At 71.7% G+C, this 18,776-nt stretch carries 15 protein-coding genes; 5 read left to right on the top strand and 10 right to left on the bottom strand.

Annotated elements, in window-relative coordinates:
* Positions 1–36 precede the first annotated feature (36 nt).
* Entirely contained in the window at positions 37–2,163 is a 2,127-nt protein-coding gene (locus ACWCV3_RS12790) for an ATP-binding protein (RefSeq protein WP_451222369.1), read from the bottom strand.
* A gap of 246 nt (positions 2,164–2,409) precedes the next feature.
* Between ACWCV3_RS12790 and gabT the strand changes: the two genes are divergently transcribed.
* Positions 2,410–3,744 carry a 4-aminobutyrate--2-oxoglutarate transaminase gene (gene gabT / locus ACWCV3_RS12785; RefSeq protein ID WP_451222367.1) on the top strand — a complete coding sequence of 445 codons (1,335 nt, stop codon included), beginning with the start codon at positions 2,410–2,412 and terminating at the stop codon, positions 3,742–3,744.
* Between the two features lie 406 nt (positions 3,745–4,150).
* Positions 4,151–4,903, top strand: coding sequence for a phosphatase PAP2 family protein (locus ACWCV3_RS12780; RefSeq protein ID WP_451222365.1), 753 nt, complete (start codon positions 4,151–4,153; stop codon positions 4,901–4,903).
* A 119-nt stretch (positions 4,904–5,022) separates the two neighbouring features.
* Here the strand turns inward: ACWCV3_RS12780 and ACWCV3_RS12775 are convergent, their stop codons facing one another.
* From ACWCV3_RS12775 to ACWCV3_RS12745, 7 genes are all read right to left on the bottom strand, one after another.
* On the bottom strand, positions 5,023–5,484 hold the full coding sequence (locus ACWCV3_RS12775; RefSeq protein ID WP_451222363.1) for a hypothetical protein: 462 nt from the start codon (positions 5,482–5,484) through the stop codon (positions 5,023–5,025).
* Between the two features lie 118 nt (positions 5,485–5,602).
* Positions 5,603–7,033, bottom strand: a complete 1,431-nt coding sequence (locus tag ACWCV3_RS12770) for an NAD(P)/FAD-dependent oxidoreductase (RefSeq protein WP_451222361.1) — start codon at positions 7,031–7,033, stop codon at positions 5,603–5,605.
* A gap of 22 nt (positions 7,034–7,055) precedes the next feature.
* Positions 7,056–7,856: an ABC transporter permease gene (locus tag ACWCV3_RS12765; protein WP_451222359.1), complete on the bottom strand. Its 801-nt coding sequence runs from the start codon at positions 7,854–7,856 to the stop codon at positions 7,056–7,058.
* A 1-nt stretch (position 7,857) separates the two neighbouring features.
* Entirely contained in the window at positions 7,858–8,784 is a 927-nt protein-coding gene (locus ACWCV3_RS12760) for an ABC transporter permease (RefSeq protein WP_451222358.1), read from the bottom strand.
* A complete protein-coding gene (locus ACWCV3_RS12755; protein ID WP_451222356.1) occupies positions 8,784–9,935 on the bottom strand; it encodes an ABC transporter ATP-binding protein in 1,152 nt (383 codons plus the stop codon). Before ACWCV3_RS12755 ends, ACWCV3_RS12760 begins: the two co-directional genes overlap by 1 nt.
* A 5-nt stretch (positions 9,936–9,940) precedes the next feature.
* Positions 9,941–11,188 carry a polyamine ABC transporter substrate-binding protein gene (locus tag ACWCV3_RS12750; RefSeq protein ID WP_451222354.1) on the bottom strand — a complete coding sequence of 416 codons (1,248 nt, stop codon included), beginning with the start codon at positions 11,186–11,188 and terminating at the stop codon, positions 9,941–9,943.
* A gap of 152 nt (positions 11,189–11,340) precedes the next feature.
* Positions 11,341–12,879: a gamma-aminobutyraldehyde dehydrogenase gene (locus ACWCV3_RS12745; protein WP_451222352.1), complete on the bottom strand. Its 1,539-nt coding sequence runs from the start codon at positions 12,877–12,879 to the stop codon at positions 11,341–11,343.
* A 207-nt stretch (positions 12,880–13,086) separates the two neighbouring features.
* Between ACWCV3_RS12745 and ACWCV3_RS12740 the strand changes: the two genes are divergently transcribed.
* Positions 13,087–13,650: an NADAR family protein gene (locus tag ACWCV3_RS12740; protein WP_451222350.1), complete on the top strand. Its 564-nt coding sequence runs from the start codon at positions 13,087–13,089 to the stop codon at positions 13,648–13,650.
* Here the strand turns inward: ACWCV3_RS12740 and ACWCV3_RS12735 are convergent.
* Positions 13,636–14,340: a DUF4190 domain-containing protein gene (locus ACWCV3_RS12735; protein ID WP_451222348.1), complete on the bottom strand. Its 705-nt coding sequence runs from the start codon at positions 14,338–14,340 to the stop codon at positions 13,636–13,638. The two genes, ACWCV3_RS12740 and ACWCV3_RS12735, sit on opposite strands and share 15 nt — an antisense overlap.
* A 141-nt stretch (positions 14,341–14,481) precedes the next feature.
* Here ACWCV3_RS12735 and ACWCV3_RS12730 point away from each other — a divergent pair, with 141 nt between their 5' ends.
* Together ACWCV3_RS12730 and ACWCV3_RS12725 are read left to right on the top strand one after the other, a co-directional pair.
* Positions 14,482–15,531, top strand: a complete 1,050-nt coding sequence (locus ACWCV3_RS12730) for an adenosine deaminase (protein WP_451222346.1) — start codon at positions 14,482–14,484, stop codon at positions 15,529–15,531.
* A gap of 37 nt (positions 15,532–15,568) precedes the next feature.
* Complete coding sequence (locus ACWCV3_RS12725) at positions 15,569–16,258, top strand: glycerophosphodiester phosphodiesterase (protein WP_451222344.1); 690 nt, start codon at positions 15,569–15,571, stop codon at positions 16,256–16,258.
* Between the two features lie 113 nt (positions 16,259–16,371).
* On the opposite strand, the gene ACWCV3_RS12720 is transcribed toward ACWCV3_RS12725, so the two are convergent.
* Positions 16,372–18,738, bottom strand: a complete 2,367-nt coding sequence (locus ACWCV3_RS12720; RefSeq protein ID WP_451222342.1) for an ATP-binding cassette domain-containing protein — start codon at positions 18,736–18,738, stop codon at positions 16,372–16,374.
* Positions 18,739–18,776 lie beyond the last annotated feature (38 nt).

Here is an 18,776-nt window from a genome sequence, read left to right as displayed (position 1 = left end):
CCGATTCTGCCTCACCGTACGGTCGCGGGCCTCCGTTCAGCTCCTCAGGTCCACCAGCAGGGGCGGAGCGTGCTCACCCCGCACGGTCGTGAGGGAGAGCACCGCGTGGCCCGGGGGCACCGCGTGGGCGAGTTCGGAGGCCGACCAGCGCTCGCGCTCCACCTGGCGGACGGTGACCGCGCGGGCCGTGGGGGCCTGGCCGGTGATGACGCGGCGGAGCATGTGGACGGCCTTGCCGGCCGGCGTCTCCGCGATGATCTGGCGGTCGGTGACGTCGCGGGTCTCGATCCACTCCTTGCCCCAGACCTCGGCGAAGTCCTGTCCGTCCCAGGGCGTGAGCCCGGAGAACGCCATCCGGCACCCGGTCGCGCCGAGCAGCGGGCCGCGCAGGGGGCGCGGCACGTCGTCCAGGGTGCGCAGCGTGAGTACGACGCCCGCGTCGGCCGAGCGCAGCCGCTGGATGCCGCGCACCGACTCGGGGGTGACGACGCCCGCCGCCTCGTCGAGCAGCAGGCAGGCGAAGAGGGAGCGGTCCTCGCGGGCGGTGACGGCGGCCGTGAACTGGGCCAGCACCAGCCGGGCCAGGATGCGGGAGGCGTCGGCGTGGCCGCGCTGCGGCAGGTCGATGCGGACGCGGACGGGGTGGTCGAGGGCTTTCAGGGTGAAGGGCCTGGACGCGCCGGAGGTGTCGAAGAAGGAGGCGAACGCGGGCCGGTCCAGCAGCGCCACCCGGTCCGCGAGCACGGCGGCCACGTCACCGGGGTGCGCCTGCTGCCGCTCCCGCGCGTCGAGTTCGCGCAGCAGCGAGGCGTTCCCGGTCTCGGTGAGCGCCTTGCGCAGCGCGGCGATCGGGCCGGGGGCGCCGTCGAGGAGCTGGCGCAGCTCGGGCACGGAGGGAAAGCGCTGGTGGACGGCACGGAAGGGGCCGAGCAACTGCGCCAGCACCGTGGTGGAGCGGCGGCTGTCGGAGCCGGGATGCGGGTCGGCGAGGTCGCCGACGAGTGCCTCGGCCAGTATCGCGGCCGCCTCGTCGGGATCGGTGGTGCCGCCGTACAGGTCGAGGTCGTACACGGAGTCGGGGTGGCCGACGCGGACCACCACGTCGTACGCCTCGGACGGGCCGATCCCGGCGCCCGCGGCGCCGACGCTCACCACGGCGGCGCGGCCGGCGAGCGCGTGCAGGCAGAGGGACTCCGCGAGCGGCTTCACGAGGCTGCCGGTCTTGCCGGAGCCGGCCGGTCCGACGGCGACCAGGGAGGTGCCGAGCAGATCGGTGCCGAGGGCGAGTCCGGCACCCCGGTACTGGTACGGGTTGCGCGGGTCGTCGGCGGCGGTGCCGAGCCGGACCTGGCCGGTGAGCAGGTCGTGCCGGGCCTGCCGGGCCGGCAGGTCACGGTCGCCGGAGGGGTGCGGACAGGCGGCGGAGCCGTCGCGCAGGACGGCTCCGGTGAACGCGGCCAGCGTGTTCGTCCCGGAGCGCACGCCCTGCCAGGCGCGGCCGATCCGGGCGTGGTCGACGTCCCGCATGAGCCCGGTGCGCGCCTCGGCGGCGAGCCGTTCGGCGGCTTCGTGGGCACCGTGGGCGCGCAGCTCAGGCCAGTCGGCGGGGTCCTCGCCGGGCGCGGGCGGCGGCGGTTCGGCGGGGGACGTGGTCCGCACCCAGGCGGGCGGCCCGAAACGCCGCCAGACCTCGCCCCAGCGCCCCATCCGGGCGACGGCGAAGAGGATGGCGAGGGCGATGAGGGCGTAGTACGAGTACCAGAGGACGGCGTTGCCGACCCGGTCGTTGCCCTCGCGCCAGGAGTCCGGGGTGAACAGCTCCAGCGGGAGCACCCACCAGCCGCCGAGGTAGCCGTTCCAGAGCAGCGACCACACCAGCCAGCCGACCAGGAACGCGATCACGGCCCCGCTGAGCAGTTGCCGGGCCGGGGTCAGCTCCGGCTCGGTCTCCGGCCGGGGCCGGTGTCCGAGGCGCCACACGCCGGGCGCGGCGGCGGGGCGGGCGGCGCGCAGCCAGGCGAGGAAGGCCGAGCCGTCCGGGCGGGGCGGGGCTCCGGGTGGCATCGTGGGCATGGGCGGCGGGGACCCTTCGGGGGGCCGCGTCGGGCGCGGCACCGGGCCCGCATGGGTCGCCCGCGTGTCCCGCGTACCTTCGCTGTCCATCGCCCTGCCCCCTGACCAGCCGGTCCGTCACCGTCAGCGAGTCAATCTAACGCCCCGGCAAGGGGAGTTCACCGTTTACGCGGCCGACGTCCGATGTCCGGCCGCGCCGAGAGCCCGGCCCGCCATGTCCACCACGGACAAGGGGCCCCGCCGACAACGCCCACATGGAGCATGCCCACCCCACGGCACCCGTCTTAGCCTGCGGGAAAACAAGGCAAGCGTCCGTAATACCCCCAGGAGCCCCGCATGACCGCACTTCCGCAGGAGCGCCGCGTCGTCACCGCCATTCCCGGCCCGAAGTCGCAGGAGCTTCAGGCCCGCCGCACCGCGGTCGTCGCCCAGGGCGTGGGCTCCACGCTGCCGGTCTTCGTCGCGCGTGCCGGCGGCGGCGTCCTCGAGGACGTCGACGGCAACAGCCTGATCGACTTCGGCTCCGGCATCGCGGTGACCTCGGTGGGCGCCTCCGCCGAGGCCGTGGTGCGCCGCGCGAGCGCCCAGCTCGCCGACTTCACCCACACCTGTTTCATGGTCACCCCCTACGAGGGCTACGTGGCGGTCGCCGAGGCCCTCGCGGAGCTGACTCCGGGTGACCACGCGAAGAAGTCGGCGCTGTTCAACTCGGGCGCCGAGGCGGTCGAGAACGCGGTGAAGATCGCCCGTGCGTACACCAAGCGTCAGGCGGTCGTGGTCTTCGACCACGGTTACCACGGACGTACGAACCTCACGATGGCGCTGACGGCGAAGAACATGCCGTACAAGAACGGCTTCGGCCCGTTCGCGCCCGAGGTCTACCGGGTGCCGGTGGCCTACGGCTACCGCTGGCCGACCGGGCCGGAGAACGCGGGTCCGGAGGCCGCCAAGCAGGCGATCGACCAGATCACCAAGCAGGTCGGCGCGGACAACGTCGCCGCGATCATCATCGAGCCGGTGCTCGGCGAGGGCGGTTTCATCGAGCCGGCCAAGGGCTTCCTGCCGGAGATCGTGAAGTTCGCGAACGACAACGGCATCGTGTTCGTGGCCGACGAGATCCAGTCCGGCTTCTGCCGCACCGGCCAGTGGTTCGCGTGCGAGGACGAGGGCATCGTCCCGGACCTGATCACCACCGCCAAGGGCATCGCGGGCGGTATGCCCCTCGCCGCCGTGACGGGCCGCGCGGAGATCATGGACGCCGCGCACGCGGGCGGTCTCGGCGGCACCTACGGCGGAAACCCGGTGGCCTGCGCCGCCGCGCTCGGCGCGATCGAGACGATGAAGGAGCAGGACCTCAACGGCAGGGCCAAGCACATCGAGGAGGTCATGAAGGGCCGCCTCACCGCCATGGCCGAGAAGTTCGACATCATCGGGGACGTCCGGGGCCGGGGCGCCATGATCGCCGTCGAGCTGGTCAAGGACCGCGACACCAAGGAGCCGGCCGCCGAGGCGACCGCCGCGCTGGCCAAGGCGTGCCACCAGGAGGGCCTGCTGGTCCTGACCTGCGGCACCTACGGCAACGTGCTGCGCTTCCTGCCCCCGCTGGTCATCGGCGACGACCTGCTGAACGAGGGCCTGGACATCATCGAGCAGGCTTTCTCCCGTATCTGAGCGGACGGGCCACTCCCCGAAGGGCTTCAGGGGAGTGGTCCCCACCACTGGCGGACGACTGCGGCAGGCCGTGTGAAGAACGTGTGCGAGGTGGATGACAGGACGCGGTTGCGTCTGTCCGACCGCCTCCCCCTGCCGTAGGTTCGGTCCCGATGAGAGATACACCCCGCTCGCAGGGGACTGCGGGCGACAGGCCGGGGCCTCCCCAGCTTCGACCTGGTCGTGCCCTCGCGCACACAACCGGGGCCTGACGGCTCCGGGATCTCCACACCGATCGGACGGTCGCCGCCCCAAACCCCCCGGGGCGCGCGACATCCCGGTCCGGCCGGCCGCCCCGGAACCACCCCCCCTGTTCCGGGGCGGCCGACCTCCTTCCCGCCGACCGCGCGCATGCGAAGCTGGCACGGTGTCCCCTCCCGCCCGCCGCCTCGCCCTCGCCGCCGCCCTGCTGACCGGTCTCCCGGCACTGCTGTTCGCGCTGCTCACCTGGCAGGTGCTGGCACACGGCCCGCTGCTCGCGCTGGACGCCCGGCTCAGCAGGCACCTGGTCCACCCGGACCGCTTCTCCGAACTCCTCTCCGATCTCGGCGACGTCGCGGTGGCCGTACCGGTGCTGGTGCTCGCCGCCGGCCACGCCGCCTGGCGGGGCCGGAGCGCCGGGACACCCCACTGGTGGCTTCCGTCCGGTGCCGCCGCGCTGCTGACGGCCGTGCTCCCGGCGATCGTGGTCCCGCTGAAGCTGTGGACCGCGCGGCCCGGGACCCCCGCGGTGCCCCCGGCCACCGGTTACTTCCCCTCCGGCCACACGGCGACGGCGGCCGTGGCGTACGGTGCCTCCGCGCTGCTCGTCCTCCCCTGGTGCCGCACCCGCGCCGCACGCCTCACGGCGATGGTCGTCCCGGCCGCGCTGGTGCTCGCGGTGTCGTACGGGCTGGTGCGGCGGGGCTTCCACTGGCCGCTGGACGTACTGGCGTCCTGGTGCCTGGGCGCGGTGCTGCTGACCTGCCTGAGCCTGGTGCTCAACCGAAGCTGCAGTCGGAGGTCCGCTGGAACTCCCGGCCCGCGAACAGGTCCCGGTTCACCGGCCAGGTCATCGGCCCCCGCGGCGCGGGCCAGGCCCCGCGGATCGGGTACGGGCCGCGGTTCGTCCTCTTCGTGAGGCGGTCGAGGGCCCTGGTGACCCCGGCCGGGGCGACGTGGCCGTCGCCCGCGTCGCGAGTGGCCCTCGAAGCCGGTGTCGAGGCCCCGTCGAGGCGCCGGGGAGCCGCCGTCGGGAAGTCAGGAGCGGCGCCCGTCCTCCTCGCTCGCCAGCGCGGCCGCCGCCTCGTGCATCGCCAGTTCCAGCAGCGCCGGATCGGTGAGTGTGCCCGATCCGTCCGGTGGCACCAGCCAGCGCACCCCCTGGGTCGCCCGGCCGGGGTGCGGCACGACGATCCAGGTGCCGGGCCCGGCCGTGCGGATGCCGGTGCCCAGCCAGCGGGCGGCGATGCCGGGCGGCACGAAGAAACCCACCCGGTCGCCCTCGAAGTCCACCAGCACCGGGCCGGGACGATCGAGGACGCGGGTGAGCACGTCCAGCGTCGGACGGCCCAGCTCCCCCGGCAGGACGAGCACGTCCCAGGCCTTCCCGGCAGGCAGCAGGGCGACCCCGGGCGCGCTGCGTTCCCAAGCCCACCGGCAGGCCTCCGGGTCCGGCGCGACCGACGCCAGCCACTCCACCGCAGTCTTCGCCCCTGTCATGAAAAGACCTCCCTCTCGCTTCACGGACGCGCGCGTCTGCCAATGAGAGGGAGGTGGGGCGGCCCGCATTACGCGGGTCACCGGCATCTTTCGAGTGACCTGGATCACATGGGAGGCACTAGCTGTCGAACCCGAGGCCCAGCCGGTCCATGGCGCGCAGCCACAGGTTGCGCCGCCCGCCCTGCGCGTCGGCCCGCGCCAGCGACCAGCGGGTCAGCGCGATCCCGGTCCAGGCGAACGGCTCGGGCGGGAACGGCAGCGGCTTCTTGCGCACCATCTCCAGCCGGGTGCGCTCGGTGTCCGCCCCGTCCAGCAGGTCCAGCATCACGTCGGCGCCGAAGCGGGTGGCCCCCACACCGAGCCCGGTGTAGCCCGCCGCGTAGGCGACCCGGCCCTGGTGGCCGGTGCCGAAGAACGCCGAGAAGCGGGAGCACGTGTCGATCGCGCCGCCCCAGGCGTGGGTGAAGCGGACACCCTCCAGCTGCGGGAAGCAGGTGAAGAAGTGTCCGGCCAGCTTGGCGTACGTCTCAGGGCGGTCGTCGTACTCCGCGCGGACCCGGCCCCCGTAGGGGTAGATCGCGTCGTAGCCGCCCCACAGCACCCGGTTGTCCGGGGTCAGCCGGAAGTAGTGGAACTGGTTGGCCGCGTCCCCGAGGCCCTGGCGGTTCTTCCAGCCGAGCGAGTCGAGCTGTTCGGCGTTCAGCGGCTCGGTCGTCAGCGCGTAGTCGTAGACCGGCACCGTGTAGGAGCGGACCCGGCGCAGGAGGCTGGGGAAGACGTTGGTGCCGAGCGCGACCTTGCGGGCCCGGACCGTGCCGTACGGGGTGCCCGCCTCCATCCCGGCGCCGTACTGCTTCAGGGTCAGGGCCGGGGTGTGCTCGTACACCCGGACCCCCAGGGCGAGGCAGGCCCGCTTCAGGCCCCAGGCCAGCTTGGCGGGGTGCAGCAGGGCCACTCCCCCGCGGTCCCACAGGCCGGCCTCGAAAGTGGGCGAGCCGACCTCGGCGCGCAGGGCGTCGCGGTCGAGGAACTCCATGCCGTCCGCGAGGCCCTTGTCCTGGAGCTCGCGGTACCAGTCGCGCAGTTCCCACGCCTGGTAGGTCTCGGTGGCCACGTCGATCTCGCCGGTGCGCTCGAAGTCGCAGTCGATGCCGTACCGGGCGAGCGCGTCCTCGATCCCGTCCAGGTTGCGGGCGCCGAGCTCGTGGAGCCGGCCGATCTCGTCCGGCCAGCGGGCCAGGCCGTTGGCCAGGCCGTGGGTGAGGGAGGCGGCGCAGAATCCGCCGTTGCGGCCCGAGGCGGCCCAGCCCACCTCGCGCCCCTCCAGCAGCACCACGTCCCGGCCGGGGTCTCGCTCCTTGGCGTTGAGCGCGCTCCACAGTCCGCTGTAGCCGCCGCCGACCACGAGGAGGTCGCAGGTGTCGGTGCCGGTGAGGGCGGCCTCGGGGTGGGGCTTGCCGGGGTCCTCCAGCCAGTAGGGGACCGGCTGGGCTTCGGAGAGGGAAGCGATCCAGTTGTCTTTTCCACGGCTCATGGCGCTAGGGGCCATGATTTCAACTCCCTACGGGGCTTTACGCCTTCTGGTGACCGCGTCGACGGGTGACGAGCATCGAGACCAGCACGAGCAGTACGGCGATCAGGAACATGGCCGTCCCGATGACGTTGATCTGGACGGGCGTTCCGCGCTGTGCCGAGCCCCAGACGAACATGGGGAAGGTGACGGTCGAGCCCGCGTTGAAATTGGTGATGATGAAATCGTCGAAGGAGAGCGCGAAGGACAGCAGCGCGCCCGCGGCGATTCCGGGTGCCGCGATGGGCAGGGTGACCCGCCAGAAGGTCTGCACCGGTCCCGCGTAGAGATCGCGGGCGGCCTCCTCCAGGCGCGGGTCCATCGACATCACACGCGCCTTGACCGCGGTGACGACGAAACTCAGGCAGAACATGATGTGGGCGATCAGGATGGTCCAGAAGCCGAGCTGGGCCCCCATGTTGAGGAAGAGGGTGAGCAGCGAGGCGGCCATGACGACCTCGGGCATCGCCATCGGGAGGAAGATCAGCGAGTTGACCGCGCCGCGCGCCCGGAACCGGTACCGGACCAGCGCGAAGGCGATCATCGTGCCGAGCGCGGTGGCGCCGATGGTGGCCCACAGGGCGATCTGGAGGCTGAGCCCGAGCGAGCCGCACATGTCGGCGACCCCGCACGGGTCCTGCCAGGCGTCGGTGGAGAAGTGCTGCCACTCGTAGTTGAAGCGGCCCTTCGGCCTGTTGAAGGAGAACACCGTCACGACGATGTTCGGCAGCAGCAGATAGGCGAGCGTCAGCAGTCCCGCGACGACGACGAGACGGCGCTTGAGCCAGGTGAAGACGGCCATGTCAGACGAGGTCCTCCGTCCCGGCCCGGCGGATGTAGAGCGTGACCACGGCCAGGATCGCGGCCATGAGGATGAAGGAGAGCGCGGCGGCCGTCGGGTAGTCAAGGACCCGCAGGAACTGGGTCTGGATGACGTTGCCGATCATGCGGGTGTCGGTGGAGCCGAGGAGCTCGGCGTTGACGTAGTCACCGGCCGCCGGGATGAAGGTCAGCAGGGTGCCGGAGACCACGCCGGGCATCGACAGCGGGAAGGTCACCCTGCGGAAGGTGGTCCAGGGCCGGGCGTACAGGTCTCCGGCCGCCTCGTGCAGCCGTACGTCGATCCGCTCCAGCGAGCTGTACAGCGGCAGGATCATGAACGGCAGGAAGTTGTACGTCAGCCCGCACACCACCGCCAGCGGGGTGGCCAGCACCCGGTCGCCCGCGGTCCAGCCGAGCCAGCCGGTCACGTCCAGCACGTGCAGGGTGTTCAGCGCGTGCACCACGGGCCCGTTGTCCGCGAGGATCGTCTTCCAGGCCAGGGTGCGGATCAGGAAGCTGGTGAAGAACGGCGCGATCACCAGGATCATGATCAGGTTCCGCCAGCGACCGGCGCGGAACGCGATCAGATACGCCAGCGGGTAGCCCAGCAGCAGGCAGAGCACGGTCGCTGCGGCCGCGTAGAGCACCGAGCGGACGAACTGCGGCCAGTACTCGGCGAGCGCGTGCCAGTAGGTGGCGAAGTGCCAGGTGACCTTGTAGCCCTGCTCCAGCGACCCGGTCTGCACCGAGGTCGACGCCTGGTACACCAGCGGCAGCGCGAAGAACACGATCAGCCACAGGATTCCGGGCAGCAGCAGCCAGTACGGGGTGAACCGGCCGCGCTTGCGGTGCGGCTTCGCGGGCTCGGGCGGGGCGAGCGGCGGGGGCGCCTCGGCGAGGGTCGGCATCAGACGGCCGCCTCTTCCTCGGTGCCCGCGTCGATGTCCTGGGCGGCGTCGAGCGCGAAGGTGTGCGCGGGGTTCCAGTGCAGGACGACCTCGGCGCCGGGCACCAGACGGGTGTCCCGCTCGACGTTCTGCGCGTACACCGCGAGGGCGCCCGCGACCGGGCTGTCGATCACGTACTGGGTGGAGACACCGATGAAGCCGGCGTCCGCGACCGTGCCGCTGAGGCGGTTGCGGCCGTCGGGCACCGAGCCCGCGTCGTCGGCGTGGGTGAGCGCGATCTTCTCGGGCCGGATGCCCACCAGCAGCTTGGCGCCGGCCGGGGCGGGCGCGGAACATCGCGCCTCGGGCAGCGACAGCTTGCCGTCGCCGGCGCGCAGCACGATGTCGCCGCCGCTCCGGGAGTCGACCTCGGCCTCGATCAGGTTGGAGGTGCCGAGGAAGTTGGCGACGAAGGTGGTGCGCGGGTTCTCGTACAGCTCGGTGGGCGAGCCGAGCTGCTCGACGCGGCCGGCGTTCATCACGGCGACCGTGTCGGCCATGGTCATGGCCTCCTCCTGGTCGTGCGTGACATGGACGAAGGTGATGCCGACCTCGGTCTGGATGCGCTTGAGCTCCAGCTGCATCTGGCGGCGCAGCTTGAGGTCGAGGGCGCCGAGGGGCTCGTCCAGCAGGAGCACCTTGGGGTGGTTGATCAGGGCGCGGGCGACCGCGACGCGCTGCTGCTGGCCGCCGGAGAGCTGGTGCGGCTTCTTGCGCGCCTGCTCCCCGAGCTGGACCAGCTCCAGCATCTCCTCGACCTGCTTCTTCACGCTCTTGATGCCGCGCCGGCGCAGGCCGAAGGCGACGTTCTCGAAGATGTCGAGGTGCGGGAAGAGCGCGTAGGACTGGAAGACCGTGTTGACCGGCCGCTTGTACGGGGGCAGCCCCGTGACGTCCAGGTCACCGAGGTGCACGGTCCCGGAGGTCGGCTCCTCCAGCCCGGCGATCATGCGCAGGGTGGTGGTCTTGCCGCAGCCGGAGGCGCCGAGCAGCGCGAAGAAGGAGCCCTGGGGCACCGTGAGATCCAGCGGGTGCACGGCTGTGAAGGAGCCGTACGTCTTGCCGATGCCGGTGAGGCGGACGTCGCCGCTGCCGTCTGTCGTCGTCTTCATCCTCGTCACGCCCCTGTGAGCTTCGCGAACTTCTCTTCGTAGGCCGTCTCTTCCTTCTGACTCAGGGAGCGGAAGGCGTGGGACTTCGCCTGCATGGCCTTGTCGGGGACGATCAGCGGATTGTCCGCCGCGTCCCGGTCGATCCTCGCAAGCCAGGGCTTCACGTCGTCGACCGGAGTGACGTAGTTGATGTAGGCGGCGAGCGCGGCGGCCTGCTCGGGTTCGTAGAAGAAATCGATCAGCCGCTCGGCGTTCGTCTTGTGACGTGCCTTGTTGGGGATCAGCATATTGTCCGTCGAAGTGACATAACCGCTGTCGGGAATGATGAAGTCCACATCGGGACTGTCCGCCTTGAGCTGGACCACGTCCCCGGCCCAGGCGACACAGGCCGCGAAATCGCCCTTGGCGAGGTCGGACGTGTAGTCGTTGCCGGTGAAGCGGCGTATCTGTCCCTTGTCGACGGCCTTCTGGAGGCGGGCTATCGCCGCGTCGTAGTCGTCGTCGGTGAAGTCGCCCGGGTCCTTGCCCATGTCGAGCAGGGTCATCCCGACGCTGTCCCGCATCTCGGAGAGGAAGCCGACCCGGCCCTTGAGCTTCGGGTTGTCGAGCAGGTCGGAGACGGATCTCACCTCGATCCCGTCCAGCGCCTTCTTGTTGTAGGCGATGACCGTGGAGATGCCCTGCCAGGGGTAGGAGTACGCGCGGCCGGGGTCCCAGTCGGGGGTGCGGAACTGGGGCGAGAGGTTGGCGAAGGCGTGCGGGAGGTTCGCGGCGTCCAGCTTCTGCACCCAGCCGAGCCGGATCAGCCGGGCGGCCAGCCAGTCGGTGAGGACGATCAGGTCGCGGCCGGTCTCCTGGCCCGCGGCGAGCTGCGGCTTGATCTTGCCGAAGAACTCGTTGTTGTCGTTGATGTCCTCGGTGTAGCGGACCGTGATCCCGGTCTTCCGCTGGAACGCGGCGAGCGTGGGGTGGCGTTTGCCGCTGTCGTCCACGTCGATGTACTCGGTCCAGTTGGAGAAGTTCACGGTCTTCTCCCGGCCCGAGAGATCGTCCGCCGAGGTGCCGCCCGGTGTGCGGCCGGCAGCGGGAATCCCGCAGCCGCTCAGTGCTCCGAGGCCGCCGGCCGTGAGCACACCTCCGGCGGACGCCCGCAGCAGCGACCGGCGGGTCAGCGCCGCCCGCCCGTTCCGCAGACTGCGCCGCATTGCGGCCAGCTGGGGCGGGGTGAGGCGGCCGGGCTCGTACTGATCCATACGCGTGGTGCCCTTTCGGAAAGCGGGTGGGGACCCAGGGGGTGCCGCTTCGGTCTTCGTGGACCGGGCCGCGGGTGTCCGGTGCGGTGCCCCGGCGTGCGATGGGGTGTCGTGCGAGGCGTCGCGGACCCGCGAGGACCGGGGAGACACCCCTAGGGACGGTCCCCGAAGACCGTGCGGTGCCAGTCCTTGCGGACGGCCGCGGTGTTGTCGAACATGACGTGCTTGATCTGGGTGTACTCCTCGAAGGAGTACACCGACATGTCCTTGCCGAAGCCGGACGCCTTGTATCCGCCGTGCGGCATCTCGCTGATGATCGGGATGTGGTCGTTGATCCACACACACCCGGCACGCAGATCGCGGGTGGCCCGCTGGGCGCGGTAGACGTCGCCGGTCCAGGCGGAGGCGGCGAGCCCGTACGGGGTGTCGTTGGCCAGCCGCAGGCCCTCGTCGTCGGTGTCGAAGGGGAGGACGACGAGGACCGGACCGAAGATCTCCGACTGGACGATCTCGCTGTCCTGGGACGCGCCGGTCACCAGGGTCGGCCGGTAGTAGGCACCGCTCCCGAGGTCGCCGCCGGGGGCCTCACCGCCGGTGACCACGGTCGCGTAGGCGCGGGCCCGCTCGACGAAGCCGGCGACCCGGTCACGGTGGGCGTGCGACACCAGCGGGCCGAGGTCGGTGCCGGGCGCGAAGGGGTCGCCGAGCCGCACGGTCTCCATCAGCGCGGCGGTCCGCTCCACGAACGCCTCGTACAGCGGGCGCTGCACATAGGCGCGGGTCGCCGCCGTGCAGTCCTGGCCGGTGTTGATGAGCGCGCCGGCGACCGCTCCGTTGGCGGCGGCCTCGAGGTCGGCGTCGTCGAACACCACGAAGGGCGCCTTGCCGCCCAGCTCCAGGTGCAGCCGCTTGACGGTGGCCGTGGCGATCTCGGCGACCCTCCGGCCGACGGCGGTGGAGCCGGTGAACGACGTCATCGCCACGTCGGGGTGCCCGACCAGCCGCTCCCCCGCCCCCGGCCCGGTCCCGCTGACGATGTTGATCACGCCGTCCGGGAGACCCGCGTCGACGGCGGCCCGCGCGAACAGCAGCGAGGTGAGCGGGGTCAGCTCGGCGGGCTTGAGCACGATGGTGTTGCCCGCCGCGACGGCCGGGAGCACCTTCCACGCGGCCATCTGGAGCGGGTAGTTCCAGGGCGCGATCGACCCGACGACCCCGATGGGCTCACGCCGGACGTAGGACGTGTGGTCACCGGAGTACTCCCCCGCCGACTGCCCCTGGAGCTGCCGGGCGGCGCCCGCGAAGAAGGCGGTGTTGTCGATGGTGCCGGGCACGTCGAACTCGCGGGTGAGCTTCAGCGGCTTGCCGCACTGGAGCGACTCGGCCCGGGCGAAGTCCTCGGCGCGGTCCGCGAGCACGGCGGCGAAACGGTTCAGCGCTTCGGAACGCTCGCCCGGCGTGACGGCGGCCCAGTCGGGGAACGCCGCGCGCGCGGCGTTCACGGCCGCGTCGACGTCGCTCTCCCCTGCGAGTTCGTAGCGGTAGACCTCCTCGCCGGTGGCCGGGTCCGTCACCGCCTGGGTGCGGCCCGAGGTGCCCGGCGCGGCGCGTCCCGCGACGAACTGCGCGCCCTCGGCGAAGCGGTCGCGGGCGGGAAATCGTTCCGGGGTGTCGGTGCCCGGCTTGTGCATGTCGCTCTCCTCCGCCGGACACCCCTTCGGGGGCCGGGTGGCGTGGCTCCAGCTCGATTTGAGTGCCGATCCTGACAGAGGAGCGGGAGTGCAACAAGGGATTCCGTTGTTGCCTTTTGGTTACGCGACGGAATCTGTCGACCAGGTGTCGAGTGGGCCAGGGAAAGGCGGGACGAGTTGTCAGTGGTGGCTGCCACACTCGCGTGCATGGGGAAGATCGACGGGGTGGAAGCACTGCTCGACGCGGTCCGGGCGGGGGTGCCCGTCAAGTATCTGCACTTCTGGGGGCACCGCCCGCAGCGGGACGGGAGTGTCGGCACGGGGTGCCTGAGCCAGTGGTGGCCGGCGCCGTTCACCGTGCACGGGGTCGAGTACGCGACCGCCGAGCACTGGATGATGGCGGGCAAGGCGCGCCTCTTCGGCGACCCGGAGGCCGAGCGGCAGGTGCTGGCCGCGGGGCATCCGGCCGGGGCCAAGAAGGCGGGGCGGCTGGTCCGGGGCTTCGACGAGGAGACATGGCGCCGGGAGCGGTTCCGGATCGTCGTCGAGGGCAGCGTGCACAAGTTCGCCGCCGACCCCTCTCTGCGCGCGTACCTGCTCGGCACCGGTGAGCGGGTACTGGTGGAGGCGAGCCCGGTCGACCGCGTGTGGGGGATCGGGCTCGGCGTCCAGGACGAGGCCGTGTGGGACCCGGCCCGGTGGAAGGGGCCGAACCTCCTGGGCTTCGCGCTGATGGAGGCCCGGGAGCGGCTGCGTTCAGAGGCGGGGTGAGGCGGGGATCCGGGGCGCGGAGTTGTAGGAGGAGCCGAAGGGGTCGTCGTCCTGCCGGCTGTCCTCCTTGTTCGCGGCGAACACGAGGATGCCGATGAAGACCGCCAGCGCGGTCACGCCCACGATGATGCCGATGATGCCGAGCACGAAGCCCGCCTGGGCCTGCCCGCGGTTGGTGGCCTCACCCCGGTCGGCACGCCTGCGGCCCTGGACACCGAGGATCACGGCGATGACACCGAGGATCAGGGAGACGACGCCGTAGAGGCAGAACAGGACGATGGAGAGGATGCCGAGCACCAGGGCGGCGGTACCGGCGTTGTTCTGCGGGACCGGGCCCATGGGGCCACCGGGCCAGCCGTAGGCCGGGGGCTGGGGGTAGCCCTGCGGACCGGGGTAGCCCTGCGGACCGGGGTGGCCCGGGTAGCCGTAGCCGGCCGGGGTGTAGGGCGGGAAGCCGGGGCCGTTCGGACCGATGGGCGGGGGTGGGACGGCGGACCCGCCGTGCTGCGGGGGCACGGTGGGACCGGTCTGGGGGCCCGAGCCGACGGCGGGCATGGAGGGCATGGTCGCCTGGTCGTGGACCGAGGGCGGGGTCGGCCGGCCCTTCTGGAGGGAGGGTCCCTGGGGCGGTGCCCACGGGTCCCGGCCACTCGCCCCTCGTCCGCCGTCGGGCTGCGCCTGCTCCGTCACGTCCTCATCCCCCCACGTAGCTTGTCAGCCCATGTTAGAGCCGCCGCCCGGCCCCTACGGAGCTGCCCCTGGCCAACCGTGACGCCGGGCAGCCCCGCCTAGGATGTCTGCGCACCATCCGACCAGCCTGGGGAGGCTCCCTTGACCGAGCGCAGCGCCGCCCGCGATCCGCACGACTTCATCGCCGGACTGCCCAAGGCCGAACTGCACGTCCACCACGTGGGCTCCGCCTCCCCGCGCATCGTCTCGGAACTGGCCGCCCGGCACCGCGACTCCAGGGTCCCGACCGACCCCGAGGCGCTCGCGGACTACTTCTCCTTCACCGACTTCGCGCACTTCATCCAGGTGTACCTGTCGGTCGTGGACCTGGTCCGCACCCCGGAGGACGTCCGGCTGCTGACGTACGAGATCGCGCGCGACATGTCCCGCCAGCAGGTGCGGTACGCCGAGCTGACCGTCACCCCGTTCTCCTCGGTGCGGCGCGGCATGGACGACCGGGCGTTCATGGACGCGATCGAGGACGCACGCAAGTCCGCCGAGGCCGACTTCGGGACCGTGCTGCGCTGGTGCTTCGACATCCCCGGCGAGGCCGGGCTGGTCTCGGCGGAGGAGACGGCCCGGATGGCCACGGACGACCGCGTCCGGCCCGAGGGCCTGATCTCCTTCGGCCTCGGCGGCCCGGAGATCGGCGTCCCCCGTCCCCAGTTCAAGCCGTACTTCGACCGCGCGCGGGCCGCCGGCCTCCACTCGGTCCCGCACGCAGGCGAGACCACGGGCCCCGAGACCGTCTGGGACGCCCTCACCGTCCTCGGCGCGGAACGCATCGGCCACGGCACCAGCTCGGCCCAGGACCCCCGGCTGCTGGCCCACCTGGCCGAGCACCGCATCGCCCTGGAGGTCTGCCCCACCTCCAACATCGCCACCCGCGCCGTCCGCACCCTCGACGAGCACCCCCTGAAGCGGTTCGCCGACGCGGGCGTGCTCGTCACCATCAACTCCGACGACCCCCCGATGTTCGGCACGGACCTCAACAAGGAGTACGCGATCGCGGCCCGCCTCCTGGGCCTGGACGAGCGGGGTCTGGCGGTCCTCGCGAAGAACGCGGTGGAGGCGTCGTTCCTGGACGCGGCGGGCAAGGCGCGGATCTCGTCGGAGATCGACGCGTACACCGAGGCGTGGCTCGCCAGGTGACCCCCCTCCCGCCCGGCCTGCTGCCAGAATGACGGCCATGCAGACCTGGACCGCCGTCGCCCACCGGGGCGACCCCTACCGCTTCCGCGAGAACACCCTCGCCTCCCTGCGCTCCGCGCTCGACCGGGGCGCGGACACGGTGGAGATCGACGTACGCCTCACCCGCGACGGCGTCCCCGTCCTCCTGCACGACGACACCCTGAAGCGCCTGTGGGAGGTCGACCGTCCCCTGTCCGCGCTGACGGCGGCCCAGGTGACGGAACTGACGGGGGGCGGCATCCCCACCCTGGCGGAAGCGTTGTCGGCGACGGAGGGCGCGCGGGTCATGGCGGACCTGTGCGGAGGCGTGACCCCCCGCACGGCGGCGGAGATCCTGGGTGTGATCCGCGACGCGGGCGCGGAGGACCGCGTCTGCTACTCGGCGGGCGCCGAATCCCTCCTGACCCTCCGCACAGCCGCTCCCACCGCCGAACTGGCCCTCACCTGGACCACTGTGGCCCGCCCCCGCCCCGCCCTCCTCAGCGCCCTGCGCCCCCACTACCTCAACTACCGCTTCTCCCTGATCGACCGCGACCTGGCCACCCGCGTCCACAAGGAGGGTTACCTCCTCTCGGTCTGGACCCCGGACACGGAACGCTCGATGCGCAAGCTGCTGGCCCTGGGGGCGGACTCGATCACGACGAACCGGATCGACACCCTGACCGCCCTGCGCCGGCAGAGGGGATAGCGCACCGCTCCGAAGCGGGTGGCACCACCGGAGCGCGGTGCGCTCGAGCGAAGTGCTCCGGCGGCCTTTGCGCATGCGGATCAGGCAGCCGGAGCCTCCTAGGGCGGTGCCCCTCACTCCCCCACGTACTCCGCCAGGTGCCGTCCCGTGAGCGTCGATCCGTCCGCCACCAGTTCCGCCGGCGTCCCCTCGAAGACGACCTGGCCGCCGTCGTGCCCTGCGCCGGGTCCGAGGTCGATGATCCAGTCCGCGTGGGCCATCACCGCCTGATGGTGCTCGACGACGATGACGGACTTGCCGGAGTCCACCAACCGGTCGAGCAGGCCGAGGAGTTGCTCCACATCGGCGAGGTGGAGGCCGGCGGTCGGCTCGTCCAGGACGTAGATGCCGCCCTTCTCCCCCATGTGCGTGGCCAGCTTCAGCCGTTGACGCTCGCCGCCGGAGAGGGTGGTGAGCGGCTGACCCAGGGTGAGGTAGCCGAGGCCCACGTCGGAGAGACGGGCCAGGATGCGGTGCGCGGCCGGGATACGGGCCTCGCCCTCCGCGAAGAACGCCTCCGCCTCGCTGACCGGCATCGCCAGCACCTCGCTGATGTCGCGGCCTCCGAGCCGGTACTCCAGCACCGCTGCCTGGAAGCGCCGCCCCTCGCACTCCTCGCACGTCGTGGCGACGCCCGCCATCATGGCGAGGTCGGTGTAGACGACCCCCGCACCGTTGCACGTCGGGCAGGCGCCCTCGGAATTGGCGCTGAACAACGCGGGCTTGACCCCGTTGGCCTTCGCGAACGCCTTGCGGATCGGGTCCAGCAGCCCCGTGTACGTGGCGGGGTTGCTCCGCCGTGACCCCTTGATCGCCTCCTGGCCGACGGAGACGACCCCCTCCCCCTCGGGGACCGACCCGTGCACCAGCGAGCTCTTGCCGGATCCGGCGACCCCGGTCACCGCGACCAGCACCCCGAGCGGGATGTCCACGTCGACGCCGCGCAGGTTGTTGGCGTCCGCGCCCCGGATCTCCAGCGCGCCGGTGGCCTGACGGACGGTCTTCTTCAGCGAGGCCCGGTCGTCGAGATGGCGCCCGGTGACGGTGTCCGAGGTCCGCAGCCCCTCGACGGTGCCCTCGAAGCAGACGGCGCCGCCGCCCGTACCGGCACCCGGACCGAGGTCGACCACATGGTCGGCGATGGCGATGGTCTCGGGCTTGTGCTCCACGACCAGCACGGTGTTGCCCTTGTCGCGCAGGCGCAGCAGCAGACCGTTCATCCGCTGGATGTCGTGCGGGTGCAGTCCGGTGGTGGGCTCGTCGAAGACGTAGGTGACGTCGGTGAGCGAGGAGCCCAGGTGGCGGATCATCTTGACCCGCTGTGCCTCGCCGCCGGACAGGGTGCCCGAGGGGCGGTCGAGGGAGAGGTAGCCGAGGCCGATCTCCACGAACGAGTCGAGGCTGTGGCCCAGCGCGGTCAGCAGCGGGGCCACCGAGGGGTCGTCGAGACCGCGCACCCATTCGGCGAGGTCGGTGATCTGCATCGCGCAGGCGTCCGCGATGCTCACGCCGTCGATGGTGGAGGTACGGGCGCCCTCGTTCAGCCGGGTGCCCTCGCACTCGGGACAGACGGTGAAGGTGACGGCCCGCTCCACGAAGGCGCGGACGTGCGGCTGGAGCGAGTCGACGTCCTTGGACAGGAACGACTTCCGGATCTTCGGGATCAGGCCCTCGTAGGTGAGGTTGACGCCCTCCACCTTGATCTTGGTGGGCTCCTTGTGGAGCAGGTCGTGCAGCTCGCGCTCGGTGAACTTGGCGATCGGCTTGTCCGGGTCGAAGAAGCCGCAGCCGGTGTAGATGCGGCCGTACCAGCCGTCCACGCTGTAACCGGGGATGGTGAGCGCGCCCTCGCGCAGCGACTTGGAGTCGTCGTAGAGCCGGGTGAGGTCGATGTCGGTGACCGCGCCCCGGCCCTCGCAGCGCGGGCACATCCCGCCGGCCCGGCTGAAGGTCACCTTCTCCGCCCTGCGCGCCCCCTTGTCCACCTTGATCGCGCCGCTGGCCTGCACCGACGCGACGTTGAAGGCGTACGCGCCGGGCGGGCCGAGGTGCGGGGCGGCGAGCCTGCTGAACAGGATGCGCAGCATGGCGTTGGCGTCGGTGGCGGTGCCGACGGTGGAGCGCGGATCGGCGCCGAGGCGCTGCTGGTCCACGATGATCGCTGTGGTCAGCCCGTCGAGCACGTCCACCTCGGGGCGGGCGAGCGTCGGCATGAAGCCCTGGACGAACGCGCTGTACGTCTCGTTGATCAGCCGCTGCGACTCGGCGGCGATGGTGCCGAACACCAGCGAGCTCTTGCCGGAGCCGGAGACACCGGTGAACACCGTCAGCCGGCGCTTGGGGATCTCGACGCTGACGTCCTTCAGGTTGTTCACCCGCGCGCCGTGGACCCGGATCATCTCGTGGCTGTCGGCGGCGTGCACGTCCGTGCCCCTGGTCATCCCGTCTCCCTCTTCACGTACTGGCTGCTCGTCCTGCG

It is taken from the genome of Streptomyces sp. NPDC001781 (assembly GCF_053596035.1).
The sequence above is the reverse complement of the archived record's forward strand: the minus strand, read 5'-3'. Positions and strand labels throughout refer to the sequence as shown.